General features: G+C 63.0%; 12 protein-coding genes. 5 read left to right on the forward strand and 7 right to left on the reverse strand.

Features of this window, described 5'->3' with window-relative positions:
• Window positions 1-40: 40 nt before the first annotated feature.
• The 3 genes from K408_RS0127405 to K408_RS38850 form a co-directional block, all read right to left on the reverse strand.
• Window positions 41-1,252 carry an ABC transporter substrate-binding protein gene (locus tag K408_RS0127405; RefSeq protein ID WP_024342090.1) on the reverse strand — a complete coding sequence of 404 codons (1,212 nt, stop codon included), beginning with the start codon at window positions 1,250-1,252 and terminating at the stop codon, window positions 41-43.
• A 32-nt stretch (window positions 1,253-1,284) separates the two neighbouring features.
• Window positions 1,285-2,811, reverse strand: coding sequence for an acyl-CoA synthetase (locus K408_RS0127410; protein WP_024342089.1), 1,527 nt, complete (start codon window positions 2,809-2,811; stop codon window positions 1,285-1,287).
• Window positions 2,812-2,915: 104 nt separating this feature from the next.
• A complete protein-coding gene (locus tag K408_RS38850; RefSeq protein WP_024342088.1) occupies window positions 2,916-3,980 on the reverse strand; it encodes an AraC family transcriptional regulator in 1,065 nt (354 codons plus the stop codon).
• Between the two features lie 141 nt (window positions 3,981-4,121).
• Between K408_RS38850 and K408_RS0127420 the strand changes: the two genes are divergently transcribed.
• Complete coding sequence (locus K408_RS0127420) at window positions 4,122-5,111, forward strand: NADPH:quinone oxidoreductase family protein (protein ID WP_024342087.1); 990 nt, start codon at window positions 4,122-4,124, stop codon at window positions 5,109-5,111.
• A gap of 241 nt (window positions 5,112-5,352) precedes the next feature.
• On the opposite strand, the gene K408_RS0127425 is transcribed toward K408_RS0127420, so the two are convergent.
• From K408_RS0127425 to K408_RS0127440, 4 genes are all read right to left on the reverse strand, one after another.
• Window positions 5,353-6,168 carry an IclR family transcriptional regulator gene (locus K408_RS0127425; protein WP_024342086.1) on the reverse strand — a complete coding sequence of 272 codons (816 nt, stop codon included), beginning with the start codon at window positions 6,166-6,168 and terminating at the stop codon, window positions 5,353-5,355.
• Between the two features lie 113 nt (window positions 6,169-6,281).
• A complete protein-coding gene (locus K408_RS0127430; protein ID WP_024342085.1) occupies window positions 6,282-7,376 on the reverse strand; it encodes an extracellular solute-binding protein in 1,095 nt (364 codons plus the stop codon).
• 32 nt (window positions 7,377-7,408) lie between these two features.
• Window positions 7,409-9,199 carry an ABC transporter permease subunit gene (locus K408_RS0127435; RefSeq protein WP_024342084.1) on the reverse strand — a complete coding sequence of 597 codons (1,791 nt, stop codon included), beginning with the start codon at window positions 9,197-9,199 and terminating at the stop codon, window positions 7,409-7,411.
• Window positions 9,196-10,350, reverse strand: coding sequence for an ABC transporter ATP-binding protein (locus tag K408_RS0127440; protein WP_024342083.1), 1,155 nt, complete (start codon window positions 10,348-10,350; stop codon window positions 9,196-9,198). Before K408_RS0127440 ends, K408_RS0127435 begins: the two co-directional genes overlap by 4 nt.
• Window positions 10,351-10,617: 267 nt before the next feature.
• Between K408_RS0127440 and K408_RS0127445 the strand changes: the two genes are divergently transcribed.
• Genes K408_RS0127445 through K408_RS0127460 form a run of 4 tightly spaced genes read left to right on the forward strand, consistent with a single transcriptional unit; the run spans window position 10,618 to window position 15,054 of the window.
• Window positions 10,618-11,403: a CoA transferase subunit A gene (locus K408_RS0127445; RefSeq protein WP_245265933.1), complete on the forward strand. Its 786-nt coding sequence runs from the start codon at window positions 10,618-10,620 to the stop codon at window positions 11,401-11,403.
• Window positions 11,403-12,161, forward strand: a complete 759-nt coding sequence (locus K408_RS0127450) for a CoA transferase (protein WP_024342081.1) — start codon at window positions 11,403-11,405, stop codon at window positions 12,159-12,161. Before K408_RS0127445 ends, K408_RS0127450 begins: the two co-directional genes overlap by 1 nt.
• Complete coding sequence (locus K408_RS0127455) at window positions 12,158-14,470, forward strand: molybdopterin guanine dinucleotide-containing S/N-oxide reductase (RefSeq protein ID WP_024342080.1); 2,313 nt, start codon at window positions 12,158-12,160, stop codon at window positions 14,468-14,470. The genes K408_RS0127450 and K408_RS0127455 overlap by 4 nt, the downstream gene beginning before the upstream one ends.
• A 14-nt stretch (window positions 14,471-14,484) precedes the next feature.
• The gene (locus K408_RS0127460) at window positions 14,485-15,054 is read left to right on the forward strand and encodes a peroxidase-related enzyme (RefSeq protein ID WP_024342079.1); all 570 of its coding nucleotides are present in this window, start codon (window positions 14,485-14,487) and stop codon (window positions 15,052-15,054) included.
• The last annotated feature ends 60 nt before the right edge of the window (window positions 15,055-15,114 follow it).

Consider the following 15,114-nt stretch of genomic DNA (forward strand, 5'->3'; position numbering starts at 1 on the left):
ATGCACGCCCGGCTCGACCGGGCGTCGCTCTGCTTCGCCGCTATTTCTCCGCGTCGATCACTTCGCCGATGGGCTTCCATCGTGTTCCATCGAATTGCATGAGCTGTTCCTGGCTCATCGGCGTGTAACGGGTCGCGCTGGTATTGAGCTTGATGCCGGGGAGCATCATCGGAAGCTCGAGGTCCTTGATGCTCGCCGCCTGCTTCATCAGGTTCTCGCGGGTGAGATCGTCGCCGCAGTTCTTCAATACGTGGACTAACGTCTGAGCCGTGGCATAACCAAACACGTGATAGGTCTCGGACGGATTGGCGTCGGGCATGTACTGCTTCATGAAGGCCAGATAGTCCTTCATGCCGGCATCATCAGCCCAGGCGGGATCGTTCGGATCCTTGCGGAAGGCGACCGTGATCACTCCCTTCGAGTTCTCGAGCCCCGCCGGCACCAGCGTGCTCGAGATCGAACCGGCAGCGTCGCTGAGCAGGTGCAGTGCCTCCCATTTCGTTTCGGCCATCTTCTTGATGGCCTGGGCGGTGAATTTCGGCGTCGAGATGTCGAGGAATACGTCCGCTCCGGCAGCCTTCAAAGTCAGGACTTGAGAGTCGACGGTCGGCTCGGAGATCTCATAGCTAAGCTCCTTGACGATCATCGAGGCAGCCTTGTCACCGAGCCCGTCGCGAAACCCCTTGGCATAGTCTCGCCCGAAATCATCATTCTGGTACAACACGGCGATCTTCGCGTTGGGGCGCTCCTTCAGAACATATTTGGCATAGATCACGCCCTTGGCGTGATTGTTGGGCTGCCAGCCCATCGACCACGGATAGTTTGCGGGCTCGGAGACGCGATTGGCGCCGGTGCCGAGAAACAGGCCCGGGACTTTCTTGGCGTTGAGATATTTCTGGATGGCGAAGTTGGTCGGCGAGCCGAAGGTCCCGACGATCGCCAGGACTTCATCGCTCTCCACCAGCCGGCGCGTCTGTTCGACGGCCTTCGGGGGACTGTAGCTATCGTCGAGCGAAATCAGGTTGATCTTGCGGCCATTGACGCCGCCTTCGTCATTCACCTTGCGGAAATAGGCTGTCATGGCGCGGCCGATGGCCGCAAAGCTGGAGGCCGGGCCGCTATAGGGCATGGTTTGACCGATCTTGACCTCGCTCTCGGTGACGCCTGGTCCTTGTTTGCCGCTCTCGGCACATGCGATCGGGGAGAGGACGGCGCATGCCATTGCGCAGGTCGCGGCGATGAGCTTATTCATGCTCCATTCCTTGTCTGGTTGGTCGAGGGGTATCAGGCGGGCTGCAGGTAGCGCTGCTTCAGCACATGCTTGAATAGCTTCCCATTCTCCTGCCGCGGCAGTTCGGGCTCGAAGTCGATCGAGCGCGGACATTTCACGTGCGAGAGCTCCGCCCGGCAGAACGCAATCAGATCCTGTGCGAGCGCGGGCGAGGCCTGCGACGGATTCTTGAGCTGGACGACTGCCTTGACCTCTTCGCCATATTCCGGGTTCGGTATCCCGAATACCGCTACGTCGGCGACCTGCGGGTGCAAGGCCAGGCGGTGCTCGATCTCGGCGGGGTAGATATTGACACCGCCGGAAATGATCATGTGCGATCGACGGTCGGTAAGATAGAGATAGCCTTCTTCGTCGACATAGCCGACATCGCCGATGGTCGACCAACCCAGCGCGTTGCGGGATCGCGCGGTCTTCTCGGGATCGTTGTGATAGACGAACTGCGGGCCGTCAAAATAGACGTCACCGATCTGGCCAGGTCCGAGCTCGTTCTGCGCCTCGTCGAGAATGTGGATGGTGCCGACGCAGGCGCGACCGACCGAGCCGCGATGAGCGAGCCATTCTGCAGTCGAGATACAGGTGGCGCCATTGCGCTCTGAGCCCGCATAGTATTCCCACACGATCGGCCCCCACCATTCGATCATCTGCTCCTTCAGAACTGGCGGGCAGGGTGCGGCCGCATGGATGGCGCAGCGATGCGATGACAGATCGTAGCGGGCGCGTATCTCGGCGGGCAGCGCCAGCAAACGAAAGAACATCGTGGGGACCCATTGGCTGTGGGTGACGCGGTAGCGCGCGATGGCGGCAAGCGCCGGCTCGGCCGCGAACTTCGTCATGATGACGGCGGTCCCGCCGCTTTCCAGCGTGCGCATGGTGAAGCGCAGCGGCGCGCCGTGATACAGGGGTGCGGGCGAAAGATACACGGTGTCCTGCGCAAAGTTGAAATTGCTGCGGACCCAGTCGCCGGAGGCCTGGGCCTGCCGAACGCTGGAGAACAGCGGCTGCTTGATGCCTTTCGGCTTCCCGGTCGTGCCGGAGGAGTAGAAGAAGTCCTTGCCCACGGGACCGTCTCCGATTTCGATCATGCGGTCGAAACGCGAGAGCTCGGCGGCATAATCGAAGCTGCCGTCATCGGAGCCGCCGATCACGAAGATGGCGCACCGGTTAGTATTGTTGGCCTTGAGCGCGCGCACGGTGTCGGCGAAGCGCGCTGCGACAAAGAATATCTTCGCGCCGCTGTCCCGGACGATGTAGGCGGCCTCATCGGACTGCAGATGGGTGCTGACGGGCGTGTAATAGACGCCGTGCCGCCGAGCGCCCCAGAGCAGCTCGAAATAGGTGAGGTCGTTGTCGAGCATGATGGCGACGCCATCGCCGACGGTAAGGCCCATCCAGACGAGGATCTGGGTCACACCGTTCGCTCGCCGGTCGAGTTCGCCATAGGTGAGAATGTCCTTCGAGAAGGCGACGCGCGCTGCGATTTTCTCAGGATGACGCTCGGCCCATTGACGCAAGATCGGCATTTCTTCCCCGCTGACGGCCACGTCGGTGGCCGATTGGCGGGTAGTATCAGGTCAATGGCGCGGCCGTTGAAATGACCAAGCATGCCAATCGGATTGGCGGAATCCTACCGCGCGTCCACCGCGGCGGCGTGACGCTCGCGGAATTCGCCCGGTGTCAGCCCTGTCCACCGCCGGAATGCACGGTGAAACGTGCTGAGCTCCGAGAACCCCAGCGACAGCGCAATCTCCTCGAGCGGCAGGCGGGATTTCTTGAGCATATGTGTCGCAATGTCGCGCCTGACGCGATCCTTGAGCTCCTGGAAGCCGCACTGCTCCTCCTCGATCAGGCGACGGCGCAGGGTCTGTGGCGAGACGGCCAGCGTCTCCGCGACGTCCTCGAGCGACATGGGACGTTTGAGGTTGCGGCGCAGAATGGCGCGAACGCGTTCGGCAACGCTGCTGTCGTCCCTGTAGCGCACGAGCAGCGCGTTCGGCATGGAGGCTAGAAACCGCCGCAGCCGTTCCTCGTCGGGCATGATCGGCAGATCGAGCAGCTCGGCGTCGAAGCGAATTTCGGTGCGCGGCTGATCGAACAGCATGGGAGCCCGGTAGAAAGGCTCGAGCTCGGAGCTGAAGGGCTCCTCCGAGAAGACGTAATGCACGGTGATCAGGGGCAGACGACGGCCCACAAGCCAGCACATGAGGCCGTAGGTGAACAACAGGATGGCGCCATTGACCATTCGCCGGCGGTTCGGCTGCTCGATCCTGTCGGTCACGTAGACCGAGGCGTCGTGCTCGCCTTCGGCGAGTCGAACGGCGAAGTCGTCCACGACGAGATGATAGAACTGGCAACCTATCCTGATGGCCTCGCGCAGGTTGGTGCAGCGGATGAGCAGGCGGCACATCATGCGAAACGTGCCGGGCTTGATGGGCCTGCTGCACAGCAGCCAGAGTTCGTCACGCGTTTGGCGCGTCAAGGTTGCGATCATGCGCGCGAACTGCTCCTGCGGCAGACGGGTGCCCGGCCTGTCAAGCTGACCGTTCGCGATTCCCGCGCGTCTCAGGAGCCGATTGATGTCGAGCCCGGCCTCCCGCGCACCGCTCAGCACCAGGCCGACATAGCCGGTGTCGATTGCCGAACGCGGCGGCGTTTGAGCTGATCGGCTCCTGGCCTGTGAGGTTCCCGACATGACGCATCATGTTAACGGCCGGATCGCCGTCACGCCAGCATTCCCCTGGCGTCGATGGTCAATGCGTCTGATCGTTTTCGTCATTGCGGCGAGCCAGCTCCGCTTCATTCTCCGCCGCAGGATTCAGCCGAGAGAGACCAGATGCGGGCGTTGATGAGCTGCGAACCGGGCGGACCCGAGGGCCTGCGGCTGCTCGATGTACCAGATCCGGTCCCCGGAGCCGGCCAAGTCCTCGTGGCGGTGAGGGCGTGCGGCGTGAACTACCCGGATGTACTCACCATTCAGGACCGCTACCAGGTCAAGACACCTCGCCCCTTCGCACCGGGCGGCGAAGTCGCTGGCCTCGTGTCAGCGGTGGGACCGGGCGTGACGGCGTTCAGCGTCGGGGATCGCGTTGCCGCCCGTACCGGGACAGGGGGCATGGCAGAGTTGGTCGCCGTTGCCGTCGACCGCTGCATTCCGATTCCGGACGGCATGTCCTTGGCCGACGGCGCGGTCATGCAATTCACATTCGAGACGGCCTACTATGCGCTTCATACCCGCGCCCGGCTTCAAGCAGGCGAGACGGTGCTTGTGCTCGGCGCCGGCGGAGGTGTCGGCATCGCTGCGGTTCAGGTTGCTCGCAATCTCGGAGCCCGCGTGGTCGCCGCAGCGTCGTCGGAAGAGAAGCTTGCCTTCGCCTGTCAGCACGGGGCTGCTGAGGGGGTATCCTATCCGGTGGAGATGCCAAAGCAACGCAGCGAGGTTGCCTTACGTTTGAAGGCTGCAGTCGGTCCGAATGGTGCCGATGTGATCATCGATCCCGTTGGAGGCTGGCTCGCGGAGGCCGCTATCCGAAGTGTCGCAGAAGGCGGACGTTATCTCGTTCTTGGCTTCGCCGCCGGCATTCCGTCGTTGCCGCTCAACCTTCCGCTCCTGAAGAACTGCGACGTGCTGGGTATCAATTGGCGAACATTCACCCTGTCGGAAGATCCGCGGATCGTTGCCAACCGGCGTCAGCTCCAGGACTGGTATGAACAAGGCCTGTTATCGCCAGGAATTACGGCCGAGTTCTCGCTGCGGGAGGGCGGTGAGGCGATCCGGCGTCTTGCCTGCCGACAATCGGTCGGGAAGATTGTCGTAGTCATTTGAGCGATTGACAATTGCTCGACAGAAAAGCTCTCATGACATCTATGATGCCCTCTTCAGCAACGACCAGGTCCTTCTGAGGCGTTCCCGTACAGAAAGCCCCCATCGAATCCGCCACGTAGTTGGTCCACCAATAGAAGGATCTCGGGAGGAACGTCTCAATGAGAAGCACGAACTTGGAATCTTGATTGGATTCGGCAGCGCATCGCGCCACTGCCTGCTACGGACACCGCGGCCGGCAAGATCAAGGGGTGCGTCGTGGTTGATGTGACGGCATCGAATCGCTTCTCGGGGCAGGGTGCGCCGCCGGCCTGTTGGAATAGCCGAGGGCTGCGCCGATGGCCCGGGCTGCCTCCATTACGTGGACCGAGTACTCCTTGATCTGCTTGCGCTTGATGCGGGTGTCGGGGCCGGATACGCCGATCGCCCCGACGAGTTCGCCGGAGCGGCCGAGGATGGCGCAAGCGCAGGCTGCGATGCCCTCGCGCCACTCGCCATGGAGGACGGAGGAGTAACCCTGCGTGCGCGCCAGCTCGATGTCCTCGCGCAGCTCCTCGATCGTCGTTCGCGTCGTTTCCGTATACCGCTTGAGATGCGGCCGGAAGCGTTCCAGATAGTCATCTGGCATATGGGCGAGCATCGCCTTCCCTGTCGCCATGGTGAACGCAGGTGCGCGCATGCCAACGCTCGTATGGGCGCGGATATGGTGAGCGCTCTCGATCTTGTCGACGTAGACGACGTCGGTATCTTCGAGCACGGACAGGTGGATGGTTTCGCCGGTGATCTCGGCAAGCTTCGTCATTGCCGGCCGCGCGATGTTGATGAGATCCATCCGGTGGATGACATGGCTGCCGAGCGCCCAGATCTTGGTCGTGAGCTCGTAGGTGCTGTGCGGGGGAATCTGGCGCACATAGCCCTGGGACTGCAAAGTCATCAGGAGCCGATGCACGTTGCTCTTGGTGAGCTTCAGCTCGCTCGCGAGGTCCGTCACCCCGCGGGGCTGCTCGCTCAGAGCAAGTGCTTCCAGGAGACGCAGCCCCTTGGTGAAAGCCTTATCCATCCACAAGCCAAAATAGAATGATCTTTCACCGCGTCTAGCATGGTCGCGCGATCCGCAACAGCCCGCGTGTGGGATCGGCCCCGATCCTCCTGGATCGGGGCCGATCAGCCTGCCTATTGCGCCAGCAAGGCGTTCAGTTTCTCCTGGCCGTACTCTTCATTGGTGGAGTTTCCGGCCGGCGAGGGTGCGCCCCAATAGTCCGGGCTCCATTCGATTGCCTTCGAGACGTTGTCCGGATTGTTGGCCCAGTAGCGGGCGAGCTTCTTGTCCGTCGCTGCCTCGAACACGACCTGGGAGGGAAGCGCGACCGGGAAGGTCGAGGTGAGCTGCGCTGCGCGCTTGGGATCGAGCCGCCAGGAAAGCAGTTTCAGCGCGTTATCGTAGTTCGGCGCTCCCTTGGGGATCGAGAAGAAATCGTAGTAGACGAAGCCCTGGTTGAAGGTCAGCTCGATCGGGGCGCCCTCCAGGGCGAGCTTGCTCATCGAGCCGGTGTAGGCCATGCACATGTCGGCCTCGCCGTCGAGCAGGAGCTGCGGCGGCTGTGCGGATGTGGTCCACCATTTGGCGATGTGTGGCTTGATTTCCTTGACCTTCTTCAGCGCCCGCTCCATGTCGATCGGGTAGAGCTTGCTCTTCTCCACGCCGTCGGCCATCAGCGCCGCTTCGAATACGAAACGCGGCCAGGCGGGCATGCAGCGCCGTCCGGGAAATTTCTTCACGTCCCAGAAGTCGGCCCACGTGGTCGGTACGTTTGCCCCCTTGTACTTGTCCTTGTTGTAGACGAGGCCGACGCCGATCACCTGCAGTGCCACGCCCTTCTTGCGCTTCAGATTGTCCGGCATCGCCGCCAGCGTCTGTTTCGCCGCGTCGGACAGCTTGGAATAGTCGATATCGGCCAGGCAGCAGTCGCCGAGCAACTTCGTCTCCTGGTCGAAGATGAACGTCAGGTCCCATTGCGCCTTGCCGGCTTCGGCCTGAGCCTTGATGCGCGGGCCGCTGCGGGCCTCCTGGACGGTGACCACCTTGATGCCGGTCTCCTTCTCGAACGGATCGTACATGACCTTACGCAATGCATCGCCATATCCGCCGCCCGGATCCTGCATGATCACGACGTTGCTCTGCGCTTGAGCCAGGCCCGTCCCCATCGCGATGAACAGGGCCGAAGCCAATACGGAAGCCGACAATCGCCAGCGTTTCATTCCCAGCATTTTCTCTTTCCTCCAGTTGAAGTTGATCTGTGTCACGTCGCCTTCCGCGACGTGGCGAGAACGGGTCGCGCAAGGACGAGCCCCGCGACCACCAGCAGCACCTCCAGCGTCGAGACCACGGCCAGCACCGGATTGAGCCGATAGTTGATGTCGCCCCACAGCATGAGTGGGAGCGTCTTCAGCTCCGCGCTCGACAGGAACAGCGTCAGCACCAGTTCGTCGAACGAGTGCAGGAAGGCGAAGAATGTCGCTGCAGCCAAGCCCGGCATGATGGCAGGCAGCGTCACCAGGCGGAATACCGTCAGGGACGATGCGCCATGGACGGCGGCGGCCTGTTCGAGCCTGGTATCGACGCCTTGAAGCGATGCGGACAGGATCACCACGACAAGGGGAAGGCCGCCGATCGCATGCGCCGCGGCAAGGCCGAAGACGGAGCCGACCAGATCGAAACGCAGGAACAGGCTGTACAGCGACAGGCCGAGCACGACGGGAGGGACGATGATCGGACTTACGAGAAGCAGCATGATGGCGGATTTGCCGCGAATGCTGCTTCTGACGATGCCGAGGGCGGCCGAGGCGCCCAGCACGATCGCGATGCCGGCTGACATCGCCGCGACGACCAAGGATGTCCAGAATGCCCGCATCCAGTTCGAGTCGGAGAAGAACTGCTCGTACCAGCGGAATGAGAAGCCCGGCGGCGGGAACGTCAGATAGCTTGCGCTGCTGAAGGAAATGATCATCACCACGATGATCGGCAGGATGAGAATGGCAATGACCAATCCGCCCACGAGACGAACGGTCCAAGTTCCGAAGCTCGCCGGCAGCCGCCCGAAAAGCCTCAGAAGCGGCCAGCCGACAAAGTCGGCAGCTGTGGCGCTGAGGCTGCGGCGGCCGACATCGGCTGCGGGGCGGTCAGTGGTTCTTGGTGTTGCCTCGGTCAGCTTGCGGCCACCCCATATGAACTCGAAACCGAGGAAGCGTCCCGCCACCGCGACGACCGCCAGCGTGATCGTCAGCAGCACCACGCCCAATGCCTGCAGGAATCCTTCCGATGTGACCGAGTCTGCCTGCTGGGTGATATGCATGGCGAACATCTGGTCACCGGGTCCCCCGAGCAGCGTAGGGGTTATGAAGAAGCCGATCGCCGCGACGAAGACCAGCAGGAAGCCGGCGCCCATGCCGGGTAAGGTCAGCGGCAGCAACACGCGCCAGAACGCCGCAATGGGCCCGGCGCCGCTGGCCAGCGCCGCGCGGGTCAGGCTTTGATCAAGGCGCGCCACGCTGGAATAGATCGTCAGCACCATCAGCGGCAGCAGCACGGCGGTCATGCCGAGAAGCACGGTGCCGCGATTGAAGAGCAGCTGCACGGGCTCGCTCAATATGCCGATTGAAACCAGCAGCTTGTTGACCGGCCCGTTGCGGCCGAGCAGGACCATCCAGGCGTAGGTCCGGATCAGGATGGCGATGAAATAGGGCAGCACGATCGCAGTCGCGATCAGGACCTGGGCAATGCCGCGACTGCGGTGAATGAGCAGCGCAGTCGGATATCCGAACAGCAGGCACAGCCCTGCGACGGTGACCGAGATCTGCATCGTGCGGACGAGCGAATCCCAATAGAGCGGGATCGCGAACACCCGCTCGAAGTAGGACGACCACGACGGCCCGCTCACGCTGATACGGATGAGATCGATCAGCGGCAGGAGATAGATGAAAGCCAGAAACGCGAGCGCGGGCAGGAGCAGCAGCGCCGGATCCTTCAACCTCCTGACGAGATCGAGATTCCCAGGGCGCCCCGTCAGGGCGGCGAGCGATGCCGAGGTCATGCGAGCACCCAACAGTCCGCGGCGCCCCAGCTCACATGCAGACGATCCCCAACGGCCGGCAGGGGCCGGTCGGCCATGTCGGTGCACCGGATCAGGAGCGGATCTCCCCCATCCATTTGCGCCTCGATCCGCAGGATCTCGCCGAGGAAGATCGCAGACGTGACGCTGACGGGCGTGGAATTCGCAGCCGGCTCGTTCGACACGGCGATGCGTTCCGGACGCACGAGCACAGTTGCGCGCCCGACGTCGATCGTATCCCGGCTTTCGGCGCTGAACACGTATCCTGCACGGTTCTTCATCGTCAGTGTCGATCCGCGCTTCTGCAGAATTTCTGCCTCGATCAGATTGCTCTCGCCGACGAACGAGGCGACGAAGCGATCGGTCGGATGCCGGTAGATGTCCAGCGGTCGGCCGATTTGAACGATCTTGCCGGCGTTGAGCACCGCGATGCGGTCGCTCATCGTCAGGGCTTCGCCCTGGTCGTGAGTCACGAACAGGATCGTACTGCCGATGGTCTGGTGAAGGTCGCGGATCTCGATCTGGATCTGCTCGCGCAACCGCCGGTCCAGGGCGCTGAGGGGTTCGTCCATCAGCACGACCTTGGGCCTCCTGACGATGGCCCGGGCGATCGCGACGCGCTGCTGCTGTCCGCCCGACATCTGGGAGGGAGATTTCGCCGCATGCTCCGTCAGCCGCATGATCTCCAGCGTTTCGGCGACACGGCGCTCTGCAGTTGCCCGGTCGACACCAGCCATGCGAAGCGGAAACGCGACGTTCTGGCTGACCGTCATGTTCGGAAACAGCGCGTAGCTCTGGAAAACCATGCCGAAGCCGCGCTTGTGCGTGGGTACGTTGTGGACCGGCTTGCCGTCGACGAGAATCTCGCCGCTGTCGAGGCTCTGGAATCCGGCCACGAGGTTGAGCAGCGTCGTCTTGCCGCTGCCGGATGGTCCAAGGAGCGTGATGAACTCGCCCGGCTCGATATCGATGCTGATCCGGTCGACGGCATGGAAGCTGCCGTAGGTTTTCACCGCCTCGCGGACGGAAATGCTCGATCCGATCGCGTCGCGGTCCCGGAGGCGGCCGGTCGGCAATGTCCGAACGTTCGCATCGCCGGAGCGCATCGCGCGCTGAGCCGCAGGCTCACCCATTCTTTCCTCCCGACATGTTCTATATTGTAGAACGCTATTCCAATTATTCTTGGCGTAGCGCATCGTCTTGTCAAGTCGAGCCGCCCGATCGCGGCGCAATCATGCGCTGCTGCGGTCGGCTGCGCACGGGAAAGTCCTGCAAATCAAGGCTCCGGCGGCGAAGTCAGATTGACAGCATCGTCGAAATCCGCCTAGATTAATTTGGAATTGCGTTCTACAATATAGAACAAGACGGGGAGGATGATGGTGTTGAGCGAGCCTCGCGCAATGGCGAAGCACATCGAGCCGGGCATGCGCGTGGCGCTGCCGGTCGACTACGCCGGCGTCTCCATGGCCATGACGCGGCCAATGATCGAGCATGGTGCGGGTGATCTCGATCTCGTCTGCGTGCCAACCGGCGGATTGCAGGTCGACCAGCTTATCGGTGCGGGTCTCGTCCGGACGGTGGAGACCAGCGCCGTCTCGCTGGGTGAAGCGGGTGGAGCGCCCCGGTTCAATGCTGCGGTCAAGGATGGCGCGGTTCGACTGAAGGACGCGACGTGCCCCGCCATCCATGCGGGCCTGGTGGCGGCGCAGAAGGGCAGTCCCTTCATGCCGCTCCGAGGGCTGATTGGAACGGATCTGCTCCGCCATCGTGACGATTGGCGCGTGGTCGACAATCCCCTGGCGGACGGCGGCGATCCGATCGTGCTGATTCCCGCGATCAAGCCCGATGTCACGATCTTCCACGTTCCCATGGCTGATCGTTTCGGCAATGTCTGGATCGGGCGGCGCCGCGAGCTCGCCGCCATGGCCTATGCTTCGCGAACCGTTCTCGTCACGGTAGAGCGCATCGTCGAAGAAAACCTGCTCGCCGACGAGATGAGCGCTGCCGGTGTGTTGCCGGCACTCTACGTCACGGCAGTCGCGCGCGCACCGAAGGGCGCGTGGCCGTACGGTCTTTGGGGCGAGTATCCGGCCGACAGCGCCGAGATCGCACGCTATGCGAAGGCCGCGCGAACGGCTGAAGGCTTCTCCGCCTATATGGCGCAGGCGCAGATGGAGCCGGCGTGATGGCGGACGTTCTCCCTCGCGAAGTGCTGATTTGCACGATCGCGCGGCTGCTCGATGGGGTCAGGCATGTCGCTGTAGGCGCCTCCTCTCCGATTCCTGCCGCGGGTGCGATGCTTCTGCGCGCACTGAAGGAAGCGGGCGGCGCCGTCGGTCCACGCATCTCCATTCTCGGTTCTGTCGAGCATAATTTCTTTACCAACGGTTCGGCCGAGCTGTTCGATTGTGCAGGTCAAGGACGGATCGACGCGTTCTTCCTCGGTGGTGGCCAGATCGACGGCTTCGGCAATGTGAACCTCGTCGGCGCCGGTGATTATCCGCGCTCCAGCGTGCGCTGGCCCGGCTCGTTCGGGTCGGCCTATCTCTACTTTGTCGTGCCGCGGGTCATCCTCTTCCGCGAGGAGCATACGCCGCGCGTCTTCGTCGAACATGTGGACTTCATCAGTGCCCCCGGCGTCAGCGCAGAGGGAGTCTTTCGGAGCGGCGGTCCCGTTGCTCTCCTGACGGGCAAGGGTCTCTTTCGGTTCGACAAGACACGGCCGGGATTCGAACTCGAGAGCGTTCACCCCGGGCATGATCTTGCCGAGATCAAGCAGGCGACCGGCTTTCAGTTTAAACATGACGCCGAGCCGCGGCAGACCCCGCTGCCGGACGGGTCGACGCTGGAGTTGCTCCGCGGCCGCGTGTTCGACGAACTCGCCGAGACCTATCCCGAATTCGCCGCGCAAATCCGGCGCGATCTGGTGGCGGTCGACGCATGAGCAGGATCAAGCGGGTCCCGCATTGCAGCCATTGGGGTGCTTACACGATCCTCGTCGAGGATAATCGCATCGTGGGCGTCGAGCCGTTCGAGCACGATCCGGCGCCTTCCCCGATCATCCATTCCGTTGCCGAATGGGCTAATCCCGACCGGCGCGTGCTGCGGCCGATGGTTCGTTCCGGTTGGTTGGACAAGCGCGAAAAGAGTGATCGCCGCGGTCGTGGCCGGGACAAGTTCGTCGCTGTCAGCTGGGACGAGGCGACGACGCTGGTCGCCGACGAAGTACGCCGTGTGGCGGGCACGTTCGGCAATGCGTCGATCTTCGCGGGCTCCTATGGCTGGACCAACTCGGGTCGCCTGCACCATGCCTCGTCGCTTCTGAAGCGCATGCTCAACCTGGTTGGCGGCTTCACCAGGCATGTCGACACCTATTCCATCGCCGCGGGTCCCGTGATCCTGCGCCACACGCTGGGCAGCGACGACGCATGCGGCGGCCGCGCCAATACGCTCGACACGATCGCGCAGCATACCGAGACGCTGGTGGTGTTCGGCGCTCTGTCGCCGCGAACCGCGCAAAACGAGGCCGGAGGAATCGGCAGCCACCGCCTCGAGACTTATCTCAGGAAGATCGTCGAGCGCGGCGTCAAGATCATCCACGTCTCGCCGCTGAGGGACGATCTGCCGGACTGGGTCGATGCCGAATGGTGGCCAATCCGGCCGAACACGGACGCCGCGCTGATGCTGGGCCTTGCCGGCGAGATCGTGAAGGCGGGCCGGCACGACACGGATTTCCTCGCGCGCTGCACCAGCGGCGCGGATCGTTTTCTTCGCTATCTCGAAGGCCAGGCCGATGGCGGTCGAAAGGACGCCGCGTGGGCCGCCGGCATCTGCGGGCTCGATGCAGGCCAGATTGCCGAGCTCGCAAGCCGCCTGGTCGACACGCGGAGCATGCTGACGGTGAGCTGGAGCCTGCAGCGCGCCCATCATGGCGAACAGCCGTTCTGGGCGGCGCTCGGACTTGCATCGGTTGTCGGCCAGATCGGATTGCCGGGCGGCGGCGTCGGCTACGGCTACGGATCGCTGGGCGGCGTCGGGGCCCCGATCAACGTCGGCAAGTCTCCGGCTATTTCGCAGTTGGCGCGACCGATCGACAGCTTCATTCCCGTGGCTCGGATCAGCGATATGCTGCTCAATCCCGGCGCGTCGTTCAGTTACGAAGGAGAGACACGCTCCTATCCTGACACGCGACTGGTCTACTGGGCTGGCGGTAACCCCTACCATCATCACCAGGATCTCAATCGCTTATCGGAGGCCTGGACCAGACCGGAAACGATCATCGTGCAGGATCCGATGTTCACGGCGACGGCCCAGCGGGCCGACATCGTCCTGCCCGCAACCACGTCGATCGAGCGGAATGACATCGCCGGCAACAGACGCTCGGATTTCATTCTGGCGATGAAGAAGGCGATCGAGCCGCTGGGCGAGGCTCGATCCGACTTTGAGATCTTCAATGAGATTGCGGCCAAGCTCGGGATGGCCGATCGATTCAACGAAGGCCGAGACGAGATGGGCTGGGTCCGGCATCTCTACGAAGCCTGCCGCAGTGACGCATCGCAGCGCTTCGGCTTTGCGATGCCGGATTTCGATGCGTTCTGGGAAGCCGGCTATGCCCGCTGCCCGGTCAAGACGGAGCATACGTTCCTGGCTGACTTCCGCAAGGATCCGGAGGCGCATGCGCTCAAGACCGAGAGCGGAAAGATCGTGCTCGGCAGCGAAACTCTGGCCAGGCTGGACTATGCCGACTGTCGCCCGCATCCCGCGTGGATCGAGCCGGCTGAATGGCTCGGCAATGCCGCCGACGCAGGCCAAATGCACCTCATCTCGCACCAGCCGGCCGGTCGTCTTCACAGTCAGCTCGAAACCGGCGCGTCGAGCCGGGCCATGAAGCGCAATGGCCGTGAACAGGCTCGCCTTCATCCTGACGACGCGGCAGCTCTCGGCATCGATGACGGCCAGACGATCCGCATCTGGAATGGTCGCGGGGAATGCCTCGCGACGGCTGAAATCACCGACAAGGTCCGTCAGGGCGTACTGGTGCTTCCGACCGGTGCCTGGTTCACGCCGACAGGCAATAGCGGCCTGGAAATCGCCGGCAATCCGAACGTGCTCACGCTCGATATCGGCACGTCCCAATTCGGCCAGGGCTGCTCGGCCCATACCAGCCTCGTGCGAGTCGAGCCGTACGCCGCCGATCAGCGCGACGCGTTCGGGGCCTATCAGGAATCGCTCGTCGCGCTCGCGGCAGTCTAACAGGAGCTTGCAACATGTCTGCGCCCGCCATCAGCCGCTTTCCCGTCCCCGACATCGCGACGCTTCCTACGGATATCCGCTCGCGAATCGAGGCGGTTCAGGAAAAGTCCGGCTTCGTCCCCAACGTCTTCCTGACACTCGCGCATCGTCCTGACGAGTTCCGGGCGTTCTTCGCCTATCACGACGCTCTGATGGACAAGCCCGGGCCGATCACCAAGGCCGAGCGCGAGATGATCGTCGTCGCGACCAGCAGCGCCAATCAATGCCAGTATTGCGTCGTGGCACACGGCGCCATCCTGCGCGTGCGCGCAAAGAATCCGCAGATTGCGGACCAGATCGCCGCCAATTACCGCAAGGCCGACATCACCGCGCGGCAAAGGGCGATGCTCGATTTCGCGATGAAGGTCTCGGCGCGGGCCTATGAGGTAGACGACTCCGACATCCAAGATCTCAAGGCACACGGATTCACCGAGGAGGACGTCTGGGATATTGCGGCCATCGCTGCATTCTTCGGCATGTCGAACCGCCTCGCCAATGTCACCAGCATGCGTCCGAACGATGAGTTCTTCTCGATGGGGCGATGAGCGACGCGGACGAACTGCAATGGTATCGCTGGTCATCGACAGACGCTTCCGGGGGCCGCC

Origin of the sequence: Bradyrhizobium sp. in8p8 (assembly GCF_000426845.1) — a bacterium.
In the GTDB taxonomy this organism is placed as follows: domain Bacteria; phylum Pseudomonadota; class Alphaproteobacteria; order Rhizobiales; family Xanthobacteraceae; genus Bradyrhizobium; species Bradyrhizobium japonicum_C.

Coding starts and splice junctions, on each gene's coding strand:
- K408_RS0127405 (WP_024342090.1), bottom strand. CDS start 1,252: ATGAATAAGCTCATCGCCGCGACCTGCGCAATGGCATGCGCCGTCCTC.
- K408_RS0127410 (WP_024342089.1), bottom strand. CDS start 2,811: ATGCCGATCTTGCGTCAATGGGCCGAGCGTCATCCTGAGAAAATCGCA.
- K408_RS38850 (WP_024342088.1), bottom strand. CDS start 3,980: ATGTCGGGAACCTCACAGGCCAGGAGCCGATCAGCTCAAACGCCGCCG.
- K408_RS0127420 (WP_024342087.1), top strand. CDS start 4,122: ATGCGGGCGTTGATGAGCTGCGAACCGGGCGGACCCGAGGGCCTGCGG.
- K408_RS0127425 (WP_024342086.1), bottom strand. CDS start 6,168: ATGGATAAGGCTTTCACCAAGGGGCTGCGTCTCCTGGAAGCACTTGCT.
- K408_RS0127430 (WP_024342085.1), bottom strand. CDS start 7,376: ATGCTGGGAATGAAACGCTGGCGATTGTCGGCTTCCGTATTGGCTTCG.
- K408_RS0127435 (WP_024342084.1), bottom strand. CDS start 9,199: ATGACCTCGGCATCGCTCGCCGCCCTGACGGGGCGCCCTGGGAATCTC.
- K408_RS0127440 (WP_024342083.1), bottom strand. CDS start 10,350: ATGGGTGAGCCTGCGGCTCAGCGCGCGATGCGCTCCGGCGATGCGAAC.
- K408_RS0127445 (WP_245265933.1), top strand. CDS start 10,618: ATGGCGAAGCACATCGAGCCGGGCATGCGCGTGGCGCTGCCGGTCGAC.
- K408_RS0127450 (WP_024342081.1), top strand. CDS start 11,403: ATGGCGGACGTTCTCCCTCGCGAAGTGCTGATTTGCACGATCGCGCGG.
- K408_RS0127455 (WP_024342080.1), top strand. CDS start 12,158: ATGAGCAGGATCAAGCGGGTCCCGCATTGCAGCCATTGGGGTGCTTAC.
- K408_RS0127460 (WP_024342079.1), top strand. CDS start 14,485: ATGTCTGCGCCCGCCATCAGCCGCTTTCCCGTCCCCGACATCGCGACG.